The 17,638-nt window shown below is 70.4% G+C and carries 15 protein-coding genes; 2 read left to right on the forward strand and 13 right to left on the reverse strand.

From position 1 onward, the window contains the following. Window positions 1–264: 264 nt before the first annotated feature. The 4 genes from VF092_26720 to VF092_26735 form a co-directional block, all read right to left on the reverse strand. Window positions 265–1,152: a sulfurtransferase gene (locus tag VF092_26720; GenBank protein ID HEX6750910.1), complete on the reverse strand. Its 888-nt coding sequence runs from the start codon at window positions 1,150–1,152 to the stop codon at window positions 265–267. A gap of 307 nt (window positions 1,153–1,459) precedes the next feature. After that, window positions 1,460–1,717: a CDGSH iron-sulfur domain-containing protein gene (locus VF092_26725; GenBank protein ID HEX6750911.1), complete on the reverse strand. Its 258-nt coding sequence runs from the start codon at window positions 1,715–1,717 to the stop codon at window positions 1,460–1,462. Window positions 1,718–1,753: 36 nt separating this feature from the next. Next, window positions 1,754–2,392 carry a sulfite exporter TauE/SafE family protein gene (locus tag VF092_26730; GenBank protein ID HEX6750912.1) on the reverse strand — a complete coding sequence of 213 codons (639 nt, stop codon included), beginning with the start codon at window positions 2,390–2,392 and terminating at the stop codon, window positions 1,754–1,756. Between the two features lie 312 nt (window positions 2,393–2,704). After that, window positions 2,705–3,394: a TonB family protein gene (locus tag VF092_26735; GenBank protein HEX6750913.1), complete on the reverse strand. Its 690-nt coding sequence runs from the start codon at window positions 3,392–3,394 to the stop codon at window positions 2,705–2,707. A gap of 239 nt (window positions 3,395–3,633) precedes the next feature. Here VF092_26735 and VF092_26740 point away from each other — a divergent pair, with 239 nt between their 5' ends. Beyond that, window positions 3,634–4,104: a hypothetical protein gene (locus VF092_26740; protein HEX6750914.1), complete on the forward strand. Its 471-nt coding sequence runs from the start codon at window positions 3,634–3,636 to the stop codon at window positions 4,102–4,104. Window positions 4,105–4,175: 71 nt separating this feature from the next. Here the strand turns inward: VF092_26740 and VF092_26745 are convergent, their stop codons facing one another. The 4 genes from VF092_26745 to VF092_26760 form a co-directional block, all read right to left on the reverse strand. Further along, window positions 4,176–4,934 carry a hypothetical protein gene (locus tag VF092_26745; GenBank protein ID HEX6750915.1) on the reverse strand — a complete coding sequence of 253 codons (759 nt, stop codon included), beginning with the start codon at window positions 4,932–4,934 and terminating at the stop codon, window positions 4,176–4,178. Between the two features lie 243 nt (window positions 4,935–5,177). Then, a complete protein-coding gene (locus VF092_26750) occupies window positions 5,178–5,636 on the reverse strand; it encodes a hypothetical protein (protein ID HEX6750916.1) in 459 nt (152 codons plus the stop codon). Between the two features lie 437 nt (window positions 5,637–6,073). Beyond that, entirely contained in the window at window positions 6,074–7,345 is a 1,272-nt protein-coding gene (locus VF092_26755; GenBank protein ID HEX6750917.1) for an amidohydrolase family protein, read from the reverse strand. Further along, entirely contained in the window at window positions 7,342–8,751 is a 1,410-nt protein-coding gene (locus VF092_26760) for an amidohydrolase family protein (GenBank protein ID HEX6750918.1), read from the reverse strand. Before VF092_26760 ends, VF092_26755 begins: the two co-directional genes overlap by 4 nt. A 345-nt stretch (window positions 8,752–9,096) precedes the next feature. Between VF092_26760 and VF092_26765 the strand changes: the two genes are divergently transcribed. Next, window positions 9,097–9,771 carry a hypothetical protein gene (locus VF092_26765; protein HEX6750919.1) on the forward strand — a complete coding sequence of 225 codons (675 nt, stop codon included), beginning with the start codon at window positions 9,097–9,099 and terminating at the stop codon, window positions 9,769–9,771. 89 nt (window positions 9,772–9,860) lie between these two features. Here VF092_26765 and VF092_26770 read toward each other — a convergent pair whose 3' ends face one another. The 5 genes from VF092_26770 to VF092_26790 all read right to left on the reverse strand — a co-directional run bounded on the left by VF092_26770 (window position 9,861) and on the right by VF092_26790 (window position 17,293). Further along, window positions 9,861–10,115 carry a hypothetical protein gene (locus tag VF092_26770; GenBank protein ID HEX6750920.1) on the reverse strand — a complete coding sequence of 85 codons (255 nt, stop codon included), beginning with the start codon at window positions 10,113–10,115 and terminating at the stop codon, window positions 9,861–9,863. Window positions 10,116–10,247: 132 nt separating this feature from the next. Further along, on the reverse strand, window positions 10,248–11,348 hold the full coding sequence (locus tag VF092_26775) for an FAD-dependent oxidoreductase (protein ID HEX6750921.1): 1,101 nt from the start codon (window positions 11,346–11,348) through the stop codon (window positions 10,248–10,250). A 589-nt stretch (window positions 11,349–11,937) separates the two neighbouring features. Beyond that, the gene (locus VF092_26780; protein HEX6750922.1) at window positions 11,938–12,378 is read right to left on the reverse strand and encodes a hypothetical protein; all 441 of its coding nucleotides are present in this window, start codon (window positions 12,376–12,378) and stop codon (window positions 11,938–11,940) included. Beyond that, on the reverse strand, window positions 12,375–15,143 hold the full coding sequence (locus VF092_26785; GenBank protein ID HEX6750923.1) for a LodA/GoxA family CTQ-dependent oxidase: 2,769 nt from the start codon (window positions 15,141–15,143) through the stop codon (window positions 12,375–12,377). Before VF092_26785 ends, VF092_26780 begins: the two co-directional genes overlap by 4 nt. Before the next feature lie 14 nt (window positions 15,144–15,157). Next, window positions 15,158–17,293 carry a tyrosinase family protein gene (locus tag VF092_26790; GenBank protein HEX6750924.1) on the reverse strand — a complete coding sequence of 712 codons (2,136 nt, stop codon included), beginning with the start codon at window positions 17,291–17,293 and terminating at the stop codon, window positions 15,158–15,160. Window positions 17,294–17,638: the final 345 nt, after the last annotated feature.

Raw genomic sequence — 17,638 nt, forward strand, 5'->3', positions numbered from 1 at the left:
GGCGTGAACCACGTCTTCCGATCACGAGGATCGAGGGCGCAGATCGATCGAGACCCTTCGTGATTTGGCTTCGCAGTATGCGAGTGAACTCGCCGCTACAACGGCACGCAGTCGGCCTGCGCCAACTTCAACGACGAAGGGCCTCTCATCGCGAGAGGCCCTTCGTCGTTCGTCGTTGCCGTGAAGTCTGCGCAGGCGGACTGTGTGCCGTTGTAGCCGCGAGTTTACTCGCAAACTCCCACGGAACGAAGATGCGTTCGATGGTTACGGCCGTTCGATCGGCAGCCGCACGGCGTTCCCCCATTCCGTCCACGAGCCGTCGTAGTTGCGCACGTTCTTCCAGCCCAGCAGGTAGCTGAGCGCGAACCAGGTGTGCGAGCTGCGCTCGCCGATGCGGCAGTAGGCGATGGTGTCCTGGCCGCCCTGCAGCCCCAGTTGCCCCTCGTACAGCTCCTTCAGCTCGTCGGAGCTCTTGAACTCGCCGGTGTCGGGGTTCACGGCGCGCGCCCAGGGCATGTTCTTGGCCCCCGGGATGTGGCCGCCGCGCACGGCACCTTCTTGCGGATACTCGGGCATGTGCAGCTTTTCGCCGCGGTACTCCTCGGGCGAGCGCACGTCCACCAGCTGTCCGTGCTTCTTCACGTGGTCCAGCACCTCGTCGCGGAAGGCGCGGATCTTCGCGTCGTCGCGCTTCGGGACCGGGTACTCCGTGGGCGGATACGACGGATAGTCCGTGGTGGTCGGGCGCCCCTCGTCGTCCCACTTCTTCCGGCCGCCGTCCATGATCTTCACCCGGTCGTGGCCGAACAGGCGGAACACCCAGAGCGCGTAGGTGGCCCACCAGTTGTTCTTGTCGCCGTAGAAGATCACCGTCGTCTCCGGCGTGATCCCCTTCTCCCGCATCAGCTTCGCGAACGCCTCCTCGTCCAGGTAGTCGCGGTTGAGGGGATGCTGCAGGTCGGTGTGCCAGTCGATCTTCACCGCGCCGGGAACGTGGCCCACGTCGTACAGCAGCACGTCCTCGTCGCTCTCGGCGATGCGCACGTTCGGATCGTCCAGGTGCTCGGCGACCCACTGGGTGGAGACCAGCGCCTCGGGGTGCGCGTAGCCGCGCGCCTCGATGGGGGTGGCCGCGGTCAGCGTGTCCGTCATCCCTACCTCCGGTTTGCTCATGGTTTCGCCCGCCCGCCGCTCCGGCCGCGCCCGGTCTTCCGGAAGACACGAACGCCCGGCCACGCAGGGGATGCGGACCGGGCGGTGCGGCCGGGCTGGCGCCCGGCGATGAAAACGACCCGCGCCTCAGCGGCGCGCGCGCACCATCCGTCCGTCCGCGGACGGGCGACAGGCGGTACAGGCGCGGGAGCAGGCGGCGCGGGTCATGACTGCCACTCTACCGGAACCAGCCGGTGGTGTCAAGAACGATTCTCGGTCTCCCATGGATTCGACGGAGACTCCGGGCTTACGACGCCTCGCCCTCGGCCTCGCGGACGGCGCGCTCGGCGGCCATGAAGCCGATGCGCGAGTGTGTGCCGTCGCAGAACGGCTTGTTGGTCGACCCGCCGCAGCGGCAGAGGGAGATCGGCTTCCCCGGCGTGAGCGGATACTCGTGCCCGTCCGCGTCGATCAGCCGGATCGGCCCCTCCACGCGGTACGGCCCGTTGTTGCGCACGGTGATGGTGACCTGCGGCTCGGCCGCGGGCTGCGTTTCGTCCGACATTCGTCCTCGGAGGGCTGAGTGTTGAGTGCTGAGTTGTCAGGCCGCGACGGCTCCGGCCATCCACGCCATCCCGAGCACGGCGCTGCCGAGCGCGGTGAGGGTGCGCAGCGTGCGGCCCAGCGCCGGGACGCGGCTGCCGGCCTGGTCGAACACGAGCCCGGCGGCGACGGCGTAGAGGCCCATCGCAACGGTGGTGCCGACGCCGAAGAAGAGCAGGTAGCCGCCCGCCTGCCACGGCGAGCGCGTGAGCGCCGCGGGCAGGAGCGCCACCAGCGGCGCCGTTCCCGCCAGCCCGTGCGCCATCCCCACCCACAGGCTTCCATGTGTGTGCGAATGTCCGTGCGGGTGCGGATGGCCGCGCTCGGCCAAGCGGTGCGCGCGCTCGTGCAGCACGCTCCACAGCAGCCAGATCCCCAGCCCCAGCAGCATCCCGCCCACGCCGAACTCCAGCCCGCGCGTCAGCCGCTCGGGCACGCGCAGGTCCAGCATCACCAGCACCAGCCCCACCACCAGCAGCGACGCGGAGTGCCCCACCCCCCAGCGCACGCCGAACGCCACCGCCTGCGCGGGGCGCGGGCGGCGCGAGACGAAGGTGGTGACCGCCGCCATGTGGTCGGGCTCCAGCGCGTGCGCGAAGCCCGCGATCAGCGCGGTCAGGAGCGGAAGCAGGTGCATCGCCAGGAGTGCGAGGTGCCGGTGAAAAACATCGCGCGGGCGGAGGAGGTCTCCGACCCGCGCGCTGGAAAGTCTATCCCGCCGCCACGGCTTCCGTCAATCTGCCTCCAATTGGATGGTTATACCGGATTCCAGGATCAACTGTGCATTGGAGGGAGGAATCTGTGGCCGGCTCCCGAGCCACAGGCCGCCTGTCGCCCGGACGCATGCCACAGATTCCTCGGCGCCGCCTGGCATCAGCGCGATTGGAGGTTCGGAGCAGCGGCGCCGCTCGGAATGACATCCGATCGGAATGCACAATCAACACCGGCGTCAGTGCAGGTTGAACGTCATGGTGAAGCGGAAGCGCACGTCGTAGGGGACGCCGTCGACCGACGCGGGGGTGAAGCGCAGCCGCTCGGCGATCCCCTGCACGTACTGGTCGATGAACGCGTCGCCGGTGGGCTGCACCACCTCGGCGTACGAGACGGTGCCGCGGCGGTTCACCACCAGCCGCACGATCGCGCGCTTGCTCTCCGGCTGCGAGCGCTTGCCGGGATGGCGCTCGATCACCGCCTGCATCAGGTCGCTCAGCTCGCCGCGGTTCTCCAGCACGGGGCTGCAGCTGCGCTTCCCCGGGGCGGGAGCCACGTACTCGCCGTCGAGGCGGATCAGCGCCTGGTACGCGCGGCCGGCCTCGAGCGTGGTCAGGTAGTCGGCCACGCGCGTGAGCGCCGCGTCGCGCGCGCCGGGCGTCAGGTTCGAGTCGATGAAGACGACGTTGCCCTTGCGCGCGCTGTCCACGTCCACGAAGAGGATGGCGGACGGCTCGGCCACGCCGTTGCGCCGCGCGATGCTGTCCAGCGATAGCCGTAGCTGCTGCCGCTCGGCGATCTGCTCGCGCGACGGCGCCGGCACCGTGTCGGGAACGATGCGGCACGGCCCGTCCTGCGCGGCCAGGGGAAGCGCGATCACGGCCGACGCCGCGGCCGGGAGCGCGGCGCGAAGGAAGACTCGGAGCATGCGTGTTCGGTCGGAAAGCGGGATCGTGGATCGGATGGGGACGAATCTAACCGCGCGGTAAACATGTGTCATCCCCCGCCTTCGCCGTCCTTCACCGCCCGCGATCCGCTGCTGGACGGACGGGTGGATTGGCGGATTGCGCGCGTAGCAGCACGGTCCGCGCGGGATGCCGCCGGTGCGCGGCTGGTGCGGATTGTGCAGAATGTCCCGTCCCCTCACGACAGCAGAGGAGGTGGGATATGCGAATCGCGACGATGGCGCTCGCGGTGCTGTTCGCGGCCGCTTGCGCGCGGACGGTGAAGGTGGAGACGGACCCGGGCTCGGGGAAGATGGACGTCGACGTGCAGCGGCCCGGCGCCCCCGAGGGTTGGAGCGGCTCGCTGAGCCCCGTCGGCGGCTCGGGGATCAGCGGCACCGCGACCGGGAGCACGGCGCACGACATGACGCACGTGAGCGTGAGCGTGGCCGGCGCCCAGGCCGGCGCGCGGCTCCCCTGGCACGTGCACGAGGGCAAGTGCGGCGACGCCAGCCCGCCCGTGGTCGGCCCGGCGTCGGCCTATCCGCCGCTGGTGGTGGGCGCCGACGGCCGCGCCACGGCCGAGGCGCACGTGCCGGTGCAGCTGAACGAGGCGAAGAACTACATCATCAACGTGCACGCCTCGCCCACGAACCTGGCGACGATCGTCTCCTGCGGCGACTTCAACGACTGAGAGGCAGTGGAACGTGAAAGCGGGCCGGGGGGCGATCGCCTCCCGGCCCGTTCTCGTCTCCTCACCGGACGTCAGTGACTCGTGATCTCGGTGGTGAGCTGCTGGAGGTCCAAGCGGCCCTGCTGCTCGGAGCGCTGGGCGAACTCGGCCGCTTCCTGGAAGCCGGCGCGCGCGTGGCGGTCCATCTCCGACGCGCGGTCGAGCTCGTCGTTGCGGTCGAAGAGCACGCGGCCGCCGCTCCAGTGCACGCGCGGACCGATCGACACCAGGTAGTCGTGCAGCGCCACGATCTCCTTTGCCGACGCCTCGGCCGTCTCCATCGAGCGCTGGAAGTCGGGCACCTTGCGGTCGAAGCCGCGCGCCAGCCCGCGCTCGAAGTCGCCGCCCAGGCGGGTGCGCGCGGCGTCCTCGCGCATCCGCTCGCGCAGCCACGGGAAGGCGTTCCGGCGCACGTCGGCGGCGTACTGGGCGTAGCTGGCGAAGTACCGACGCACCTCGGGGTGCCGCGCGGCGGTGGCGTAGTACTCCTGCTCGTTGAAGGCGGCGGGCGGCTGGTTGATGTCGATGCCGTACTTGGCCGACACGCTGTCGGTGAGGAACTTCATCCGCGCGATGGCCCGCCGCGCGATCCAGAGCGCCTGCGCCTCGCGCGCGGAGGGGACGGGGTCGTCGCCCATGGCGGGGCCCACGCCGCGGCCGTCCACCACCTTGCGCAGCGCCTGCGCCTGCGTGTCGACCTGCTGCCTGCTGTCGCATCCGCCGGCGATGACGGCGAGCAGCACCAGCGGCATCCATCGCCGCACCGCGGGGGAGGGACCGGTGGGATTCATCGAAGTGCTCCGGGTGATGAGGATCTGCGGGCCGGGTTCGTCTGCAGATTCAGGCATCCTCATCACCCCGAAATCACCTGAAATGGAATCTCACGCAGAGGTCGCAGAGGACGCAGAGGACGCAGAGGAGCCTACCGCGAACACCTTTCTTCCTCTGTGACCTCTGCGACCTCTGCGTGAGCCAAAAAGAGAGCGTCCCCCGCGCGGATGGCGGGGAACGCGAGAGAATTCGGCGCGGCGCGATCAGCAGTCGCCGATGGGGGCGTAGATGCGGTTGCCGAGGCTGCTGCCCGTGGGGTAGTTCGCCACCACCTGGTACTCGTACCAGCCGCCATACAGGTTGCCGTCGGGGCCCTCCACGTCGCACTTCATGTACGAGCCCGTGTACGGGTTGCTGGAATCCAGGAACGAGGTCGAGGTGGTGGTACCCAGCGCCCCGATGAAGCGCCGCGAATAGTTGCCGTTGATCGAGTTGTAGTTGATCAGGCTCACCGTGTACGAGGTCGCGCCGGCCGGCGCGGTCCAGCCGATCAGCGGATAGCCGCCGGAGTTGGTCACCGACAGCCCGGTGGGAGCCGCCAGCGTGAAGTGCGGCGCCTGGGGGGCGGCGCCGCTGGCCGGAGTCGCGGTCGGCGTGTTGTCGCAGCCGGCCGCCGCGAACAGCGCCAGGAGCGCCGCGCAGCGCAGGGTGGAGCGATGCATCCTACCTCCTTCCACGGGGAATCGCGCGGAACTGCTTCTCAGGGCCAAATAAGAGCGGCAGGCAGTCTCCGCGCGGACGCAGGAGATCGCACACCCTCGACTCCATTGAAGCTCTTCCGAAGGGACGAGCGAATCTAATCCAAACGTTTAATGTCTGCAATTGGAAATATCGTCCATCTCCAGCTACTGGAGAAATGCCTCACGCGGAGCCGCGGAGACGCGGAGAACGTATGCCAGGTCCGGGTGCGGCATTGGCGCGTCCGACCGAATCTCCGTGCTGACGGTGACGTCGGCGTGGCATCGGTCCAGGTGCATCAACCGAATTCCCCGGTTCCGCGATCAGTTCTCCGCGTCTCCGCGGCTCCGCGTGAGGCAAAAAGAGAGCGTCCCCCGCGCCGAACTGCGGGGGACGCCCGGAAATCACGATCTCCAGCGAATCACGGACGATACGCGCGCGAGTCGTCGATGTGGCGGTAGCGGTCGCGCAGCTGCGTCTCGCGGCTGACCAGCGGCACCTCGCGGCCGCGGATGAACACGTGCTCGACGCGCGTCAGCAGCTCCAGCGGGTCGCCGTCCCACACCACCACGTCGGCCACCTTCCCCACCTCCAGCGACCCGTAGCCGTCGGCCAGCCCCCAGATCTGCGCGGGGTAGAGGGTGACCGCGCGGAACGCCTCGTCCCACGGCAGCCCGTAGGCCACGGCGTTCCCCGCCTCCTGGCGCAGGGTGTAGGCCTTGAAGGTCTCGCCGCTGGTGATGGCCACCTGCACCCCCGCCTGCCGCAGCCGTGCCGCGTTCTCGTACGTCGCGCCGAGCGACTCGAAGCTGCCGGGGAGGTTGTTCAGCACCTTCACGATCACCGGCACCCGCGCGGCGGCCAGGTCGCCCGCCACCATCCACGCCTCGGTGCCGCCGGAGATGATCAGCCGCAGGCCGTACTCGCGCGCGATGCGGATGGCGGCCTGGATGTCGCTGGCGCGGTGCGCCTCCACCACCAGCGGCTGGCGCCCGGCCAGCACCGGCTGCAGCGCCGCCAGGTCCAGCCGGCTGACCGAGAAGTCGCGCGTTTCGCCGCGCTCGAAGGCCTGGCGGCTGGTGTTCCAGGCGCGCGCGTCCTCCAGCACCTCGCGCAGCCGCATGGTCAGCCCGCCGCGCGCGCCGTTCCCCGCGTCGCGCGCGTTCTCGGAGATGCTGGCCCACATCCCCGCCGGCGAGCGGATGGTCATGTCCTCCACCCGGTTCCCCAGCAGGTCGATGGCGATCCCCTGCCCGGCGATCAGGCCGCCGCTGGGCCGGGTGATCACCGTGGTCACCCCGGCGATGCGGGTGACGGGGATGACCATGCTGCGCGGGTTGATCCCGTCGGACACGTTGAAGGCGGCGGCCACCTGGTCGCCCCCCTGCGCCTCGCGGATGCGGAAGTCGTTGGTCTCCTGCACCTGCTCGACCTCGACCAGCCCCAGGTTGGTGCTGCTCTCGATCAGCCCCGGGGTGACCCACTTCCCCCGCGCGTCCACGCGCAGCGCGCCGGCGGGGACGGGGACGCTGGCGCCCACGGCGGCGATGCGGCCGTCGCGGATCAGCACCGTGCCGCCGCGGATGGGCGCGCCCACGGCGGTGTACACCGTGCCGCCCTCGATGGCGATCGTCTGCGCGGCGGCCGGCGCCGCGGCCAGCAGCAGCGCGGCGGCGATGGTTCCTGTTCTCATCGTCCCGCCTCCGCCGGAAAGAGCCCCACCTCGAAGTCGGTGCGCGGCTGGCGCCGCGGGTTCGAGCGGTCGTACATCAGCGCCCCGTCGATGAAGACCTGGTCGGCCCGCGTGTAGACGGAGAAGGGGTTCCCCGACCAGATCACCACGTCGGCGTTCTTCCCCGGCTCGAGCGTGCCCACCCAGCGGTCGATCCCCAGCGCCCACGCGGGGTTGGCGGTGATCCAGCGAACGGCGTCGTTCAGCGACACGTCGATCCCGATCTCCCGCCCCGCCTCGATGGCCTTCGCGGCCTCCTGGTTCAGCTTCTGGATCCCCGTGGGGTCGTCGGAGTGCACGATGGCGCGCACGCCGGCCTCGAACACCAGCGGCAGGTTGGCGCGGGTGAAGTCGAGCGCCTCCATCTTGAACCCCCACCAGTCGGCCCACAGCGACGCGCCGATCGAGTCGGCGGCCAGCAGGTCGCGCACCTTGTACGCTTCCACGCCGTGGTGGAAGGAGCGGATGCGGTAGCCGAACTCGTGCGACATGTCGATCATCTGCGCCATCTCGTCGGCCCGGTAGCAGTGGTTGTGCACCAGGATCTCGCCGCGCATCACGCCCACCAGCGTCTCCAGCTCCAGGTCGCGCTCGGGCGCGGTCCCCGAGTGGTCGCGGTCCCACCGCTCCCACTTGTCGCGGTACTGCTGCGCGCGGATCCACGCCTGCCGGTCGGCGGCCATCTCGCCCATGCGGGTGCTGGGGCCGCCTCGGTTGCCGTACACCCGCTTGGGGTTCTCGCCGCAGGCCATCTTCAGCCCGTACGGCGCGCCGGGGAACTTCATCCCCTGCACGGTGCGGCTGGGCACGTTCTTCAGCACCACGCTGCGCCCGCCGAACAGGTTGGCGCTCCCGGGGAGGATCTGCATCGTCGTGACGCCGCCCTCCAGCGCGCGCACGAAGCCGGGGTCCTGCGGCCACACCGAGTGCTCGGCCCACACCTCGGCGGTGTTGGGAGAGGTGGCCTCGTTCCCGTCGCTGTGCGCCTGCACCCCGGGCGACGGATAGACGCCCAGGTGCGAGTGCGTGTCGATCACGCCGGGGGTGACGAAGCGGTTGGTGGCGTCGATCACGGTGACGCCCGCGGGCGCGTCGACCGTCGCCCCGACGGCGGCGATCTTCCCGTCCACCAGCAGCACCTGGCCGTTGGGGATGACCTGCCCCGCCGCGGTCAGCACGGTGCCGCCGCGGATGAGCGTGGGCGTGGAGGGGAAGGGGCGGTACGTGCTGGGGAACGGCGTGGGCGCGGGGGCGCGCGGGGTGGAGGCGGGCTGGCTCTGCGCGGCGGGGCGCGCGGCCGGCCGGGCCTGCCCCTGCGCGCACGCCGCGGCCGCCGCCAGCACGAGCGCGTACGGCGCACGTTTCATGGGGACCTCGGCTCCTGGCTGGGTTCGGACCGGGTGTGGGATGAGCGTGAATGGGTGGGCGCCAACGTAGGCCGCCGTGCGCCCCGCACGCAAGGGAGCGGAAATACTGTATACGGCGCCGTCCGCACCGTTCGTCCCACGTCCCGCCGCCTGTCCCCTCCGCGGACGCCCCCGTCCCCGCGCGGGGACGGCCGCTCCGTCACCACTTTGTCTCACCGCGCGGAAACCCGCGTTCCCGCTGGGAAAATCCGCATCTCCTTGCACAAGCGTGACTTGGCACCGCACTTGCTCGTCAGAGGGGTCGAACCGGTGTAGCAGATCGCCGAAACCAGGAGTTTCTGAGCAATGAAGAAGAGCCTTTCGTTCCCCCTGGCGCTGGTGGTGGCGGCGGCGCTCTCGACGTCGCCGGCGCTGGCCCAGAAGGGGCGCGGGCACGGCAACGGCGGCGGGAACGGCCGCGGCCACGAGGCCAAGGAGCAGCAGCACATCCGCCGCAACGACGACCGCGACGACCGCGTCCGCCGCAGCGACCGCGACGACGACGACCGCTGGACCGACCGCGTGCTGCGCAACCGCACCGACAGCTACCGCCGCAGCGACAGCTACCGCAACAGCGGCACGCTGCGCCGCCGAGTGCCGCCGGGGTGGTGCATCGGGCGCGGCAACCCGCACAACACCGTGGAGAACTGCGGCCGGGGCTCCAACCGCTACGACCGGCGCTACGATCCGCGCTACAACGGCGGCTACACGTACGACAACTACGGCCGCCGCACCGACCGCTACGGCCGCACGGTCGACAGCTACGGCCGGGTGATCAACGACGGACGCTACGGCGACGGGCGTTACGGCACCGTGTACGGCGGCAGCAGCCGCAGCTCGTTCGACGCCTGGAAGCGCCAGCACGACGCGAACTGCCGCGCCCTGGCGCGCCAGCGGCCGCTGGACCTGCGCTGGCAGTACCAGGTCCGCAGCCAGTGCGCCGCCGAGGAGCGCGACGCCCGCCGCTACTACGGCGTCTGACCTCTCGCTTCCGACGGCCAGACGCCGCGAAGCCCCGCTTCCTCCCGGAGGCGGGGCTTCGTGCGTTCACGGCGCGGTGCCGCGCCGGATCAGCATTCGATGCAGAACGCGTCGCCGTCCCACCGGGACACGTACCCGGGGCAGGTGAAGTAATCGCAGGTGTTGTGCGACTCGCAGGCGGTGCCGCAGCTGGCGGCGCAGGTGTTGTAGACCGCGTCGCAGGAGAACTGCCCGGCACGGCTGTACACGTGCCCGAACACAGTTCCCGGCTCCCCGTCCACGGGCGTGGTCCGGAACGTCTCTACCTGCAGGTCGTCGAGCTGCAGCTTCATCTTCTTCTTCACGTGCTCCTCCGGGGTAAGATGATGGGTACTCACCGGCGCTCCATAAAGTTTTAATTTATCGTTCGTAAGTGCGCAATCGACGCGTATCGTCCAAACCGCGTGATACTTGCTTCTTTTCCTGCATTCGCCTGATCACGCCGGCTGAGGCGCGTGCTGGCGGCGGCGCCAGAACTCGCTCTCCGGCCAGCGCCGCTCCTCTGCATAGTAGCGCTGCTTCGCGCGGAGATAGCCGGTGTGCTCGTGGTCGAGGAACGCGCGGTAGCGCTCCATCCCCCGCGCGTCGCCCTTCGCCAGCAGGTCGCCCGCGGCGTAGGCGGCGTAGATGCCGGAGCGCAGCGCCTTCAGGATCCCCTGGCTGCTGAGCGGATCGAGCGCCGATGCCGCATCGCCCACGGCGATCCACCCTACACCCGTGACGGGGTCGAGGCGGCGGGTGCGCGCCGCGCGGACCACGGGCGCGCCCTCCGCTTCCGCGCCCGCCATCGCCGCGGAGACGCGCGGCGCGGTGCGGGCCAGGAGCGCCGACCACTCGCCCACGTCGTCCAGCCGCAGTCGGCGCGCGAGGTCGCTGTCCGTCATGCACGCGGCGACGCGGCCGCCGTTCGGGAGCGGCGCCGTGTACCACCATCCGTCCTCGAACGCCTCGACCAGGGTTCGGGGATCGGGGGATTCGGGCTGGCGGAAGAAGCGGACGAACCCCGCGAGGCGGTCCATCGCCACCATCCGCGCATCTCCGAACTTCCGCGCGAAGGATGCGCCCGCGCCGGTCGCGTCGATGACGAAGCGCGCCCGCATCTCCCCGCCGTCGCCGAGCGCGAGCCGCCAGCCATCCCCCTCCCGCGCCGCGTCGGTGACGCGCACGCCGAGGCGGACGTTCGCGCCGCGGGCGGCGGCCCGCGCGGCCAGCATCGCGTCGAACCGCCCGCGGTGCAGGTGCCAGCCGGCGTCGCGAATGCCGAAGAGGAAGTCGTGCTCGTGCGGGACGTCTGACCCCCACGCGGCCGCCGTGGCGTACGCGGGGTGATGGCCCTGCGTCTGGAACGCGTCCCACGCGCCCAGGTGCGCCAGCACGCCGGCGGCGGGCGGCGGCAGCGTCTCGCCGATGCGCGGCCCGTCGTAGCGCGTGGCCTCGATCACCGCGACGGACAGGCCGGGGGCGTGCGCGCGCAGCGCCAGCGCCGCCGCGCATCCCCCCGGCCCGCCGCCGATCACCGCGACGTCGATCGTGCTCATGTGACTGAGTGAATGGGAAAAAGCCCGGATACCTTCCGGATGTCATCCTGAGGAGGCGCCGCACCATCACCGCGTCCGCGCCGGATCACGGCGCCGACGAAGGATCTTGCATCGTCCGCGGAGATGTCTGTTCGTCGCGCGGGCATCTCCGCGGTCAGGCAAGATCCTTCGGGCGCGGCAAGCATCGCCCATGACGAGAGTTCGGCGCCCGCGCCCTCAGGATGACATCTGGCGGGTGCGCGTGCCGGGCCGACATCCTGTGCAGCGCCCCGGGATCGACCAATCCAACACCGGTGTCATCCTGAGGAGGCGCCGCACCATCACCGCGTCCGCGCCGGATCATGGCGCCGACGAAGGATCTTGCATCGTCCGCGGCAATGCCTGGGTCGTGCGGGCATCTCCGCGGGTCAGGCAAGATCCTTCGGGCGCGGCAAGCATCGCCCATGACGAGAGTTCGGCGCCCGCGCCCTCAGGATGACATCTGACGCAGGTGGGCCGACATCGATGGCCTCACGCGGAGCCGCGGAGACGCGGAGAAACTCGGCTCTCCTTCTTTTCTCCGCGTCTCCGCGTGAGACCCAAAGGATCGTCAGTCCGCGCGCACGGCGTACCAGCTCGCGACGACGCCGGCGGGTGCCGTCCCGCCGCTGCCGTCGGGGTGGGGGATGGTGCGCACGATGGAGCCCACCATCGCCGTGCGCTGCAGCTGGTCGGTGCTGTTCGGCCACACGGGAACGAGCCAGCCGATGTAGTCGTAGATCCACTCCGACCCGCTGATCACACCCCTCCCCTGGAAGCGCACCTGGCTGGGGTTCCCGTAGCTCATCGACCCGCGCAGGTCCAGCGACCACCCGCTCCCGCCGATCGTCCCCCGCAGCTGCTCCGGCCCCGCCTCCCGGATCTCGATCGTCCCGTAGCCGAAGAACAGGTCGGCCCAGGCCTGCGGGTCCTTGCTCGGATCGGGAGCCAGCGTGGGGTCGTTCAGCAGGCTGCGGTAGGTCCACTTGCCCACGAAGGGGTTCGCGCTCATCTCGGCTCCTGGGTGCGATGGGTGCGCTCGACGCCGATGAAGGCGTACGAGGGGTCGGGATCGGCGGTGTTGCGGACCACGAAGGTGAAGCGCGGCCACTCGGTGACCATCTTCAGGTCGCCCGCGTTGGTCTGCGTGACCCCGCGCGCCCAGTCCAGCCAGCGGTACGAGCGGCTCCCGTCGGGCGCCACGCTTGCCAGCTCGTAGTTCTGCATCGGCCGGTGCGCGGGCCACCACAGCGTTTCCCACTGGCGCTGCTGCCGCGCCATCAGCTCGTCCTGCGGGTTGGTGAAGTCGATCACGTTCCACAGCTCGTAGGTCACGTCGATCGTCTGGCTGCTGCACTCGTTGAAGTCCGACTGCCACGGCAGCGCCATCGTCTTCGTCAGGTCCCCCGGCTGCAGCCCGGTGTCGAAGTCGCTCCCCTGGCTCAGGTCCTGGCTGGCGTAGGAGACGTAGTCCGACTCGGGGATCCGTCCGCGCCACGCGTTGGCCTGCGCGGCGGTCAGGGTGAAGGGGTAGAACGACGGGTCGGCCTTGATGCGCCAGGGGAGCTGGTAGATGGCGGGATTGCGCATCAGCCACCCCACCTCGCCGCCCGGGCAGAAGGCGCCGCCCACGATGCGGCTCATCACCCCCCGGTCCAGCTGCCGCCCGTTGACGATGGGGCCGCCGGGGTAGGGATCGTTCGGGTCCGGCTGGGGGATCCACCCCTCGTCGGCCTCGTTGACGAACTTCCCCTCGGCCCACTGTTTCAGCAGGTAGTACTGCAGGTCGGTCAGCCGCAGGAACTTCGACGGCAGCACGTTGGTGATGGGGTTGTCGCCCGAGAGCAGCGGCATCAGCGGCAGGCCGTGCACCCGGCTGGTCGGCCGCCCGCCGCGCGCGAAGCGGTTCTCCTCGCCCGGCTCGCGCAGCAGGGAGAAGAGGAAGGTGCGCTCGGGGCCGTAGATGTCGGTCGTGTTCGCCGCCACGCAGCGGCGGAAGCAGTCGCGGTACACGTCGCCGGAATGCAGGCGGCGCAGCTGGCGGCCGACGGCGATCTGCACCCGCTCGCGCACCCCCAGCGGCCGGCGGTCCTCCGGCGCGGCGTTGGAGACCGGCGCGGCGAGCGTTTTCAGCGCCGTCCCTTCCCCCGCCTCCGGCGCGGGCGGCGGGCCGAAGTGCGCGTCCAGCACCGCGGAAATCCGCTGCTCCAGCCGCGCCCGCACCTCCGCCGAGTCGTCCGCCTCGGCGCCGTCGCCAGCCTTCGGCGCGCTCTCCGCGGACATCATCATCTTCTTCGCCGCCGCGGGCTCGGCGGGGGCCTGCGGGCCCGACGCCTCGGCGAACTCCGCCACCGCGCCGCGCAGGTCGGAGAGGAGCGACGCCGTATCTCCATCCCCACCTGCTGGCTCGGAGGTCTCCGCCGACTCGGCGGACGGCGCCGCGGACTTCATCAGCGTCGTCTGCCTTCCCGCCTTCTCCGCGCCGCCCTGCCGCGCGCGCGCCGCCAGCCGCTCGATCACCGTGGCGATCGGGCCCACCACCATCTCGGCCACGGCGTCGGGGTGGAGGCACGTCTTGAGGCACTCGGCCACCTTCCCCCAGTCCACCGTGGGCGGCGTGCCGATGCGGTCGGGGTCGAAGGTGCCGCGCGCCGTCTGGTTGTGCGGGTCGTTCGACTGGCTGAGGACCGAGGTCAGGAACAGGTACATCTCCGGCCGCCAGAGGATCGGCCAGATGTCGCGCCAGAACCAGGGGCGGAAGTCGGGGTTCCACGCCAGCCGCCCCGCCTGCCACACGATCAGCGCCTCCTGGTCGGCGGGATCGATGCGCTCCGGGCAGTCGAAGGTCCCCGCCGTGCCGTAGATGTCCGTCCGCGTCGCGAACCGGCGGACGGAGAGGTCCTCGACCACTTCCTCCATGGTCACGATGTCGGGGATCTCGGGGACGTAGTCGGGATACGCGGCCAGCACCCACGCGGGATACTCCACGTCCACGTAGCGCGTCTGGTCCACCTCCTGGCTGTGGAACACCAGCCGCGCCATCACCGGGCCGTCGCTGGTGTCGTCGAACCACCCGTCGTTGTTGGCGTAGTGCTCGATGCGCGGCTGCCCGAACTCGTCGAACAGGTAGGTCCCCGAGTTCCCGTGGCCGCCGAGGACCAGCAGGCGCGCCTCGTCGTCCACCAGCAGGCCGCCCAGCGTGTCGATGCTGCGCGGCTGCAGCGGCGGCGGGAACGTGGCCGCGTACTGGCCGCCGCCGTCGGGCCCGAACTCGGCGCGGCGCCGGTCGGTGAGCGACACCACGCGCGGGCCGGGGTCGATGATCAGCCGCTGCCGCGCGTCGTCGCCCGTCACCTGCGGGTTGCGCAGGGGATGGCCGTCGAGGTAGCCGTGCTCGCCGGAGAGCTGCTGGAACTCGTACCACCCCGCCTTCTTGTTGGCGAGATGGACGCGCCACTGGATGTCGATCAGCGTCCCGTGGTTCCCCCCGCCGTAGATCTCGTCGCCCAGCTTGAGCTGCCGTCCCTCGGGATGGTCGTCGTCGTAGACCCAGACGGAGAAGCGCGCGGCCTGGCGCCGGATGCGCCCCTCCGCGTCCTTGAAGCGCGACACCCGCTGCTCCTCGCCGTAGGGCGCGCCCAGGGGGAGCGAGTTGCCGTCCGCGTCGCACTCGATCGGCAGCACCCCCGGCTGCTCGGCACTGATGCAGAAGTCGTCGGGGCTGTTTCCCAGGCGGGCCACGCCGAGCCCGGGGTGAATCCTGTAGACCGTCGGCATTGGATTCCTCGGGATCAGTCGGTGAACACCAGGGAGACGTTGTCCAGCCGCAGCAGCTCGGGCTCGATGCAGTAGTCCGCGCCGATCACCACCAGCGTCACGGTGATCTGCGTGGCCCCCGCCTCGATCAGCGCGCGGGCGGCGCGGGTCACGTTCACGCGGTGGTTGCGCGGCGTGTTGTGGCTGCGGGGACGGAGGTCATAGGGACGCGGCGACCCGGGGACGGCGCAGTGGCCCGGCCCGCCGAAGCACTCGCCGTGGCCGAACACCGCCAGGTACCCGCCGAAGTTCGGCCCTTCCGGAGGAGTATTCGCGTCCGCGTCCGGCTGGTTCAGGAAGATGCGGACGAAGCACGAGCGCTCCAGCTGCGGCACGCGGTTCAGCCGCACCTCGGCCTGGCGGAAGGCGCCGCGCACCGCGTCGGGGACGTCGATCGGGCGCGACGTCCACCGCCCGACGGGCGCCTCCATGCCGACGGGGATCACCGTGGCGCAGCGCACGTACTCGTAGCCGAAGCGCGAGATGTCGAGCGTGTCGGCCGTGGTGTAGCCCCACGGGGTGAGCACGGAGGTGAGGTCGGCGGGAACGGCGTGGGGATTGATCTGCTGCCACTCCCACCACGTCCGGTCGATGTTGGCGTGGATCGGCCAGAAGACGGGGTCGTAGCTGGCGGTGAGATTGCTGAACATGTCGCCCAGCTGCACCTGCCTCCAGCCGTAGAACTCCTGCCGCGTGTGGAACTGCCGCCCCGCCACCTTCACCGTGCGGTTGCGCTCCAGGAACGACGCCTGCTGCAGCGCCGTCACCGTCGACTGCGCGGGCGGCGCCTGGTACGCGGGGTTCATCCCCCCCGTCCAGATGTGCATGGTGTTGTGCGGGTTCTGGTCCAGGAACCCGAAGGCGTCGTTGTACAGGCTCCCCCCGCCGAAGTCGCGGAAGGTGCGCAGCGACAGGATCTCGTCCATGTCGCGCTGCGTGGGATAGTGGTAGTGGATCGCCTCGTTGATGGTCTGCGGGTTCCCGCTGCTGTCCTGGTACTCGGAGGGGAAGCGCAGCGCGTACCAGAGCGGGTTGCTGTCCATCAGCGCGTCCACGAAACGGTCGCCGTACGGCCCCGTGGTGAAGTCGTCGCCGATCAGCTTCCCCAGCTCGGTGAAGAACAGGTTGGTGGAGTTGAACAGCTTCCCCGGTTTGACGAAGGCGTCGCGGACCTTGATCGTCTCCGCCTCGCCCAGGCGGGGGACGGCCTTCGTGTGCAGCCACTCCAGCGCCGCGGGGGTGATGAACGCCTTGAACGAGCGGGGGATGATGTCGCCCTTGTACGGCGTCTCGGGGCAGTACCGGGGCATGGTGAAGTCCCAGTACGGCATGGTGATGCCGGGGCAGACGTCCTGCATGGCCTGCTCGAACTCGTACAGGTAGATGCGGTGCCAGGGGAGGAACCGCTCCCACCCGTGCTGGCAGTGGTCCTGGTGGATCAGCGCCAGGTTGTTGTAGTTGCGGTAGTCGCGCGGCCACTTGTTCAGCGCGTACAGCTCGCGGAAGGCGAAGCGCAGCTTGTCGATCTGCGTGTCGTCCAGGCAGTCGAGGTTCATCCGCTGGCGGATCCCCGTGGCCGGCTCGATCGCGGGCCGCCCGCCCCACGCCTGCCGCGTCAGCTCCGCCGCCAGGTCGGCGCCCACCGCGATGCGCGGGAGCGTCTCCGGCTCGCCCGGCGCCTCGAGGGTGGCGAGCTTCCCCTGCCGGTAGTCGTCCGTCGGGCAGCCGTCGTCGATCCAGTCGCTGATGAAGCGGATGTCGTCGCCGTCCACCCGCGGGCCGCCCCACGGCAGGCGTGGCAGCCGGCTCCCGTCGAACGGCGTCTGTCCGCGCAGCCCCTTCACCAGCCCTGAGGCGGCGCCGCGGCCGGGGTACTTCGGCTGGGCTGCCTCCTCGTCCGCGGCGGCGGAGGTGCCGCAGTGGCCGCACCCGCATCCGCTCACCCCGGGCTGCGGCGGCGCTACCATGCGCACGCCGTGGATCTCCGCCGCCAGCAGCGTGTCCAGGCTCCCCCAGAACCGCCCGGCGCCTCCATAGACCGGCGGCTCGGTGTGCGCCCGGTCCAGGATCTCCTGCACGCGCTCCCAGCGCGTGCTCGTCGCTTCAGCCATCGTCCTCTCCGTGTGAGGTACCGCCGACCGTCAACTGCGCCATCGAGGTTGGTATTCAGAAATCTCCCCCAAGTCAGAGGAGAACGTCATCCTGAGGCCCAGACTGTGTAAAAACCTCCTGGAGCGGTTTCTCCCGGGCGACATGGAGGCCGGCTCTTCGCACCTGCCTGGGCGGTTGTGGGGACTACCTGCAGTGCCCCCTAGAGCTTCGGGGATGCCTCCTTGTTCGCCCGGGGCCGTGCAGCCCGAAAACGGCCCCCCAAAGCCGCTCACGCAGGCGCAAGCACGCCCCGCGAGGTGCCGCGCCTTTTCCTGAGCCGCTCCAGGAGACACTTCACCCCCAGC

Source organism: Longimicrobium sp. (assembly GCA_036377595.1).
In the GTDB taxonomy this organism is placed as follows: domain Bacteria; phylum Gemmatimonadota; class Gemmatimonadetes; order Longimicrobiales; family Longimicrobiaceae; genus Longimicrobium.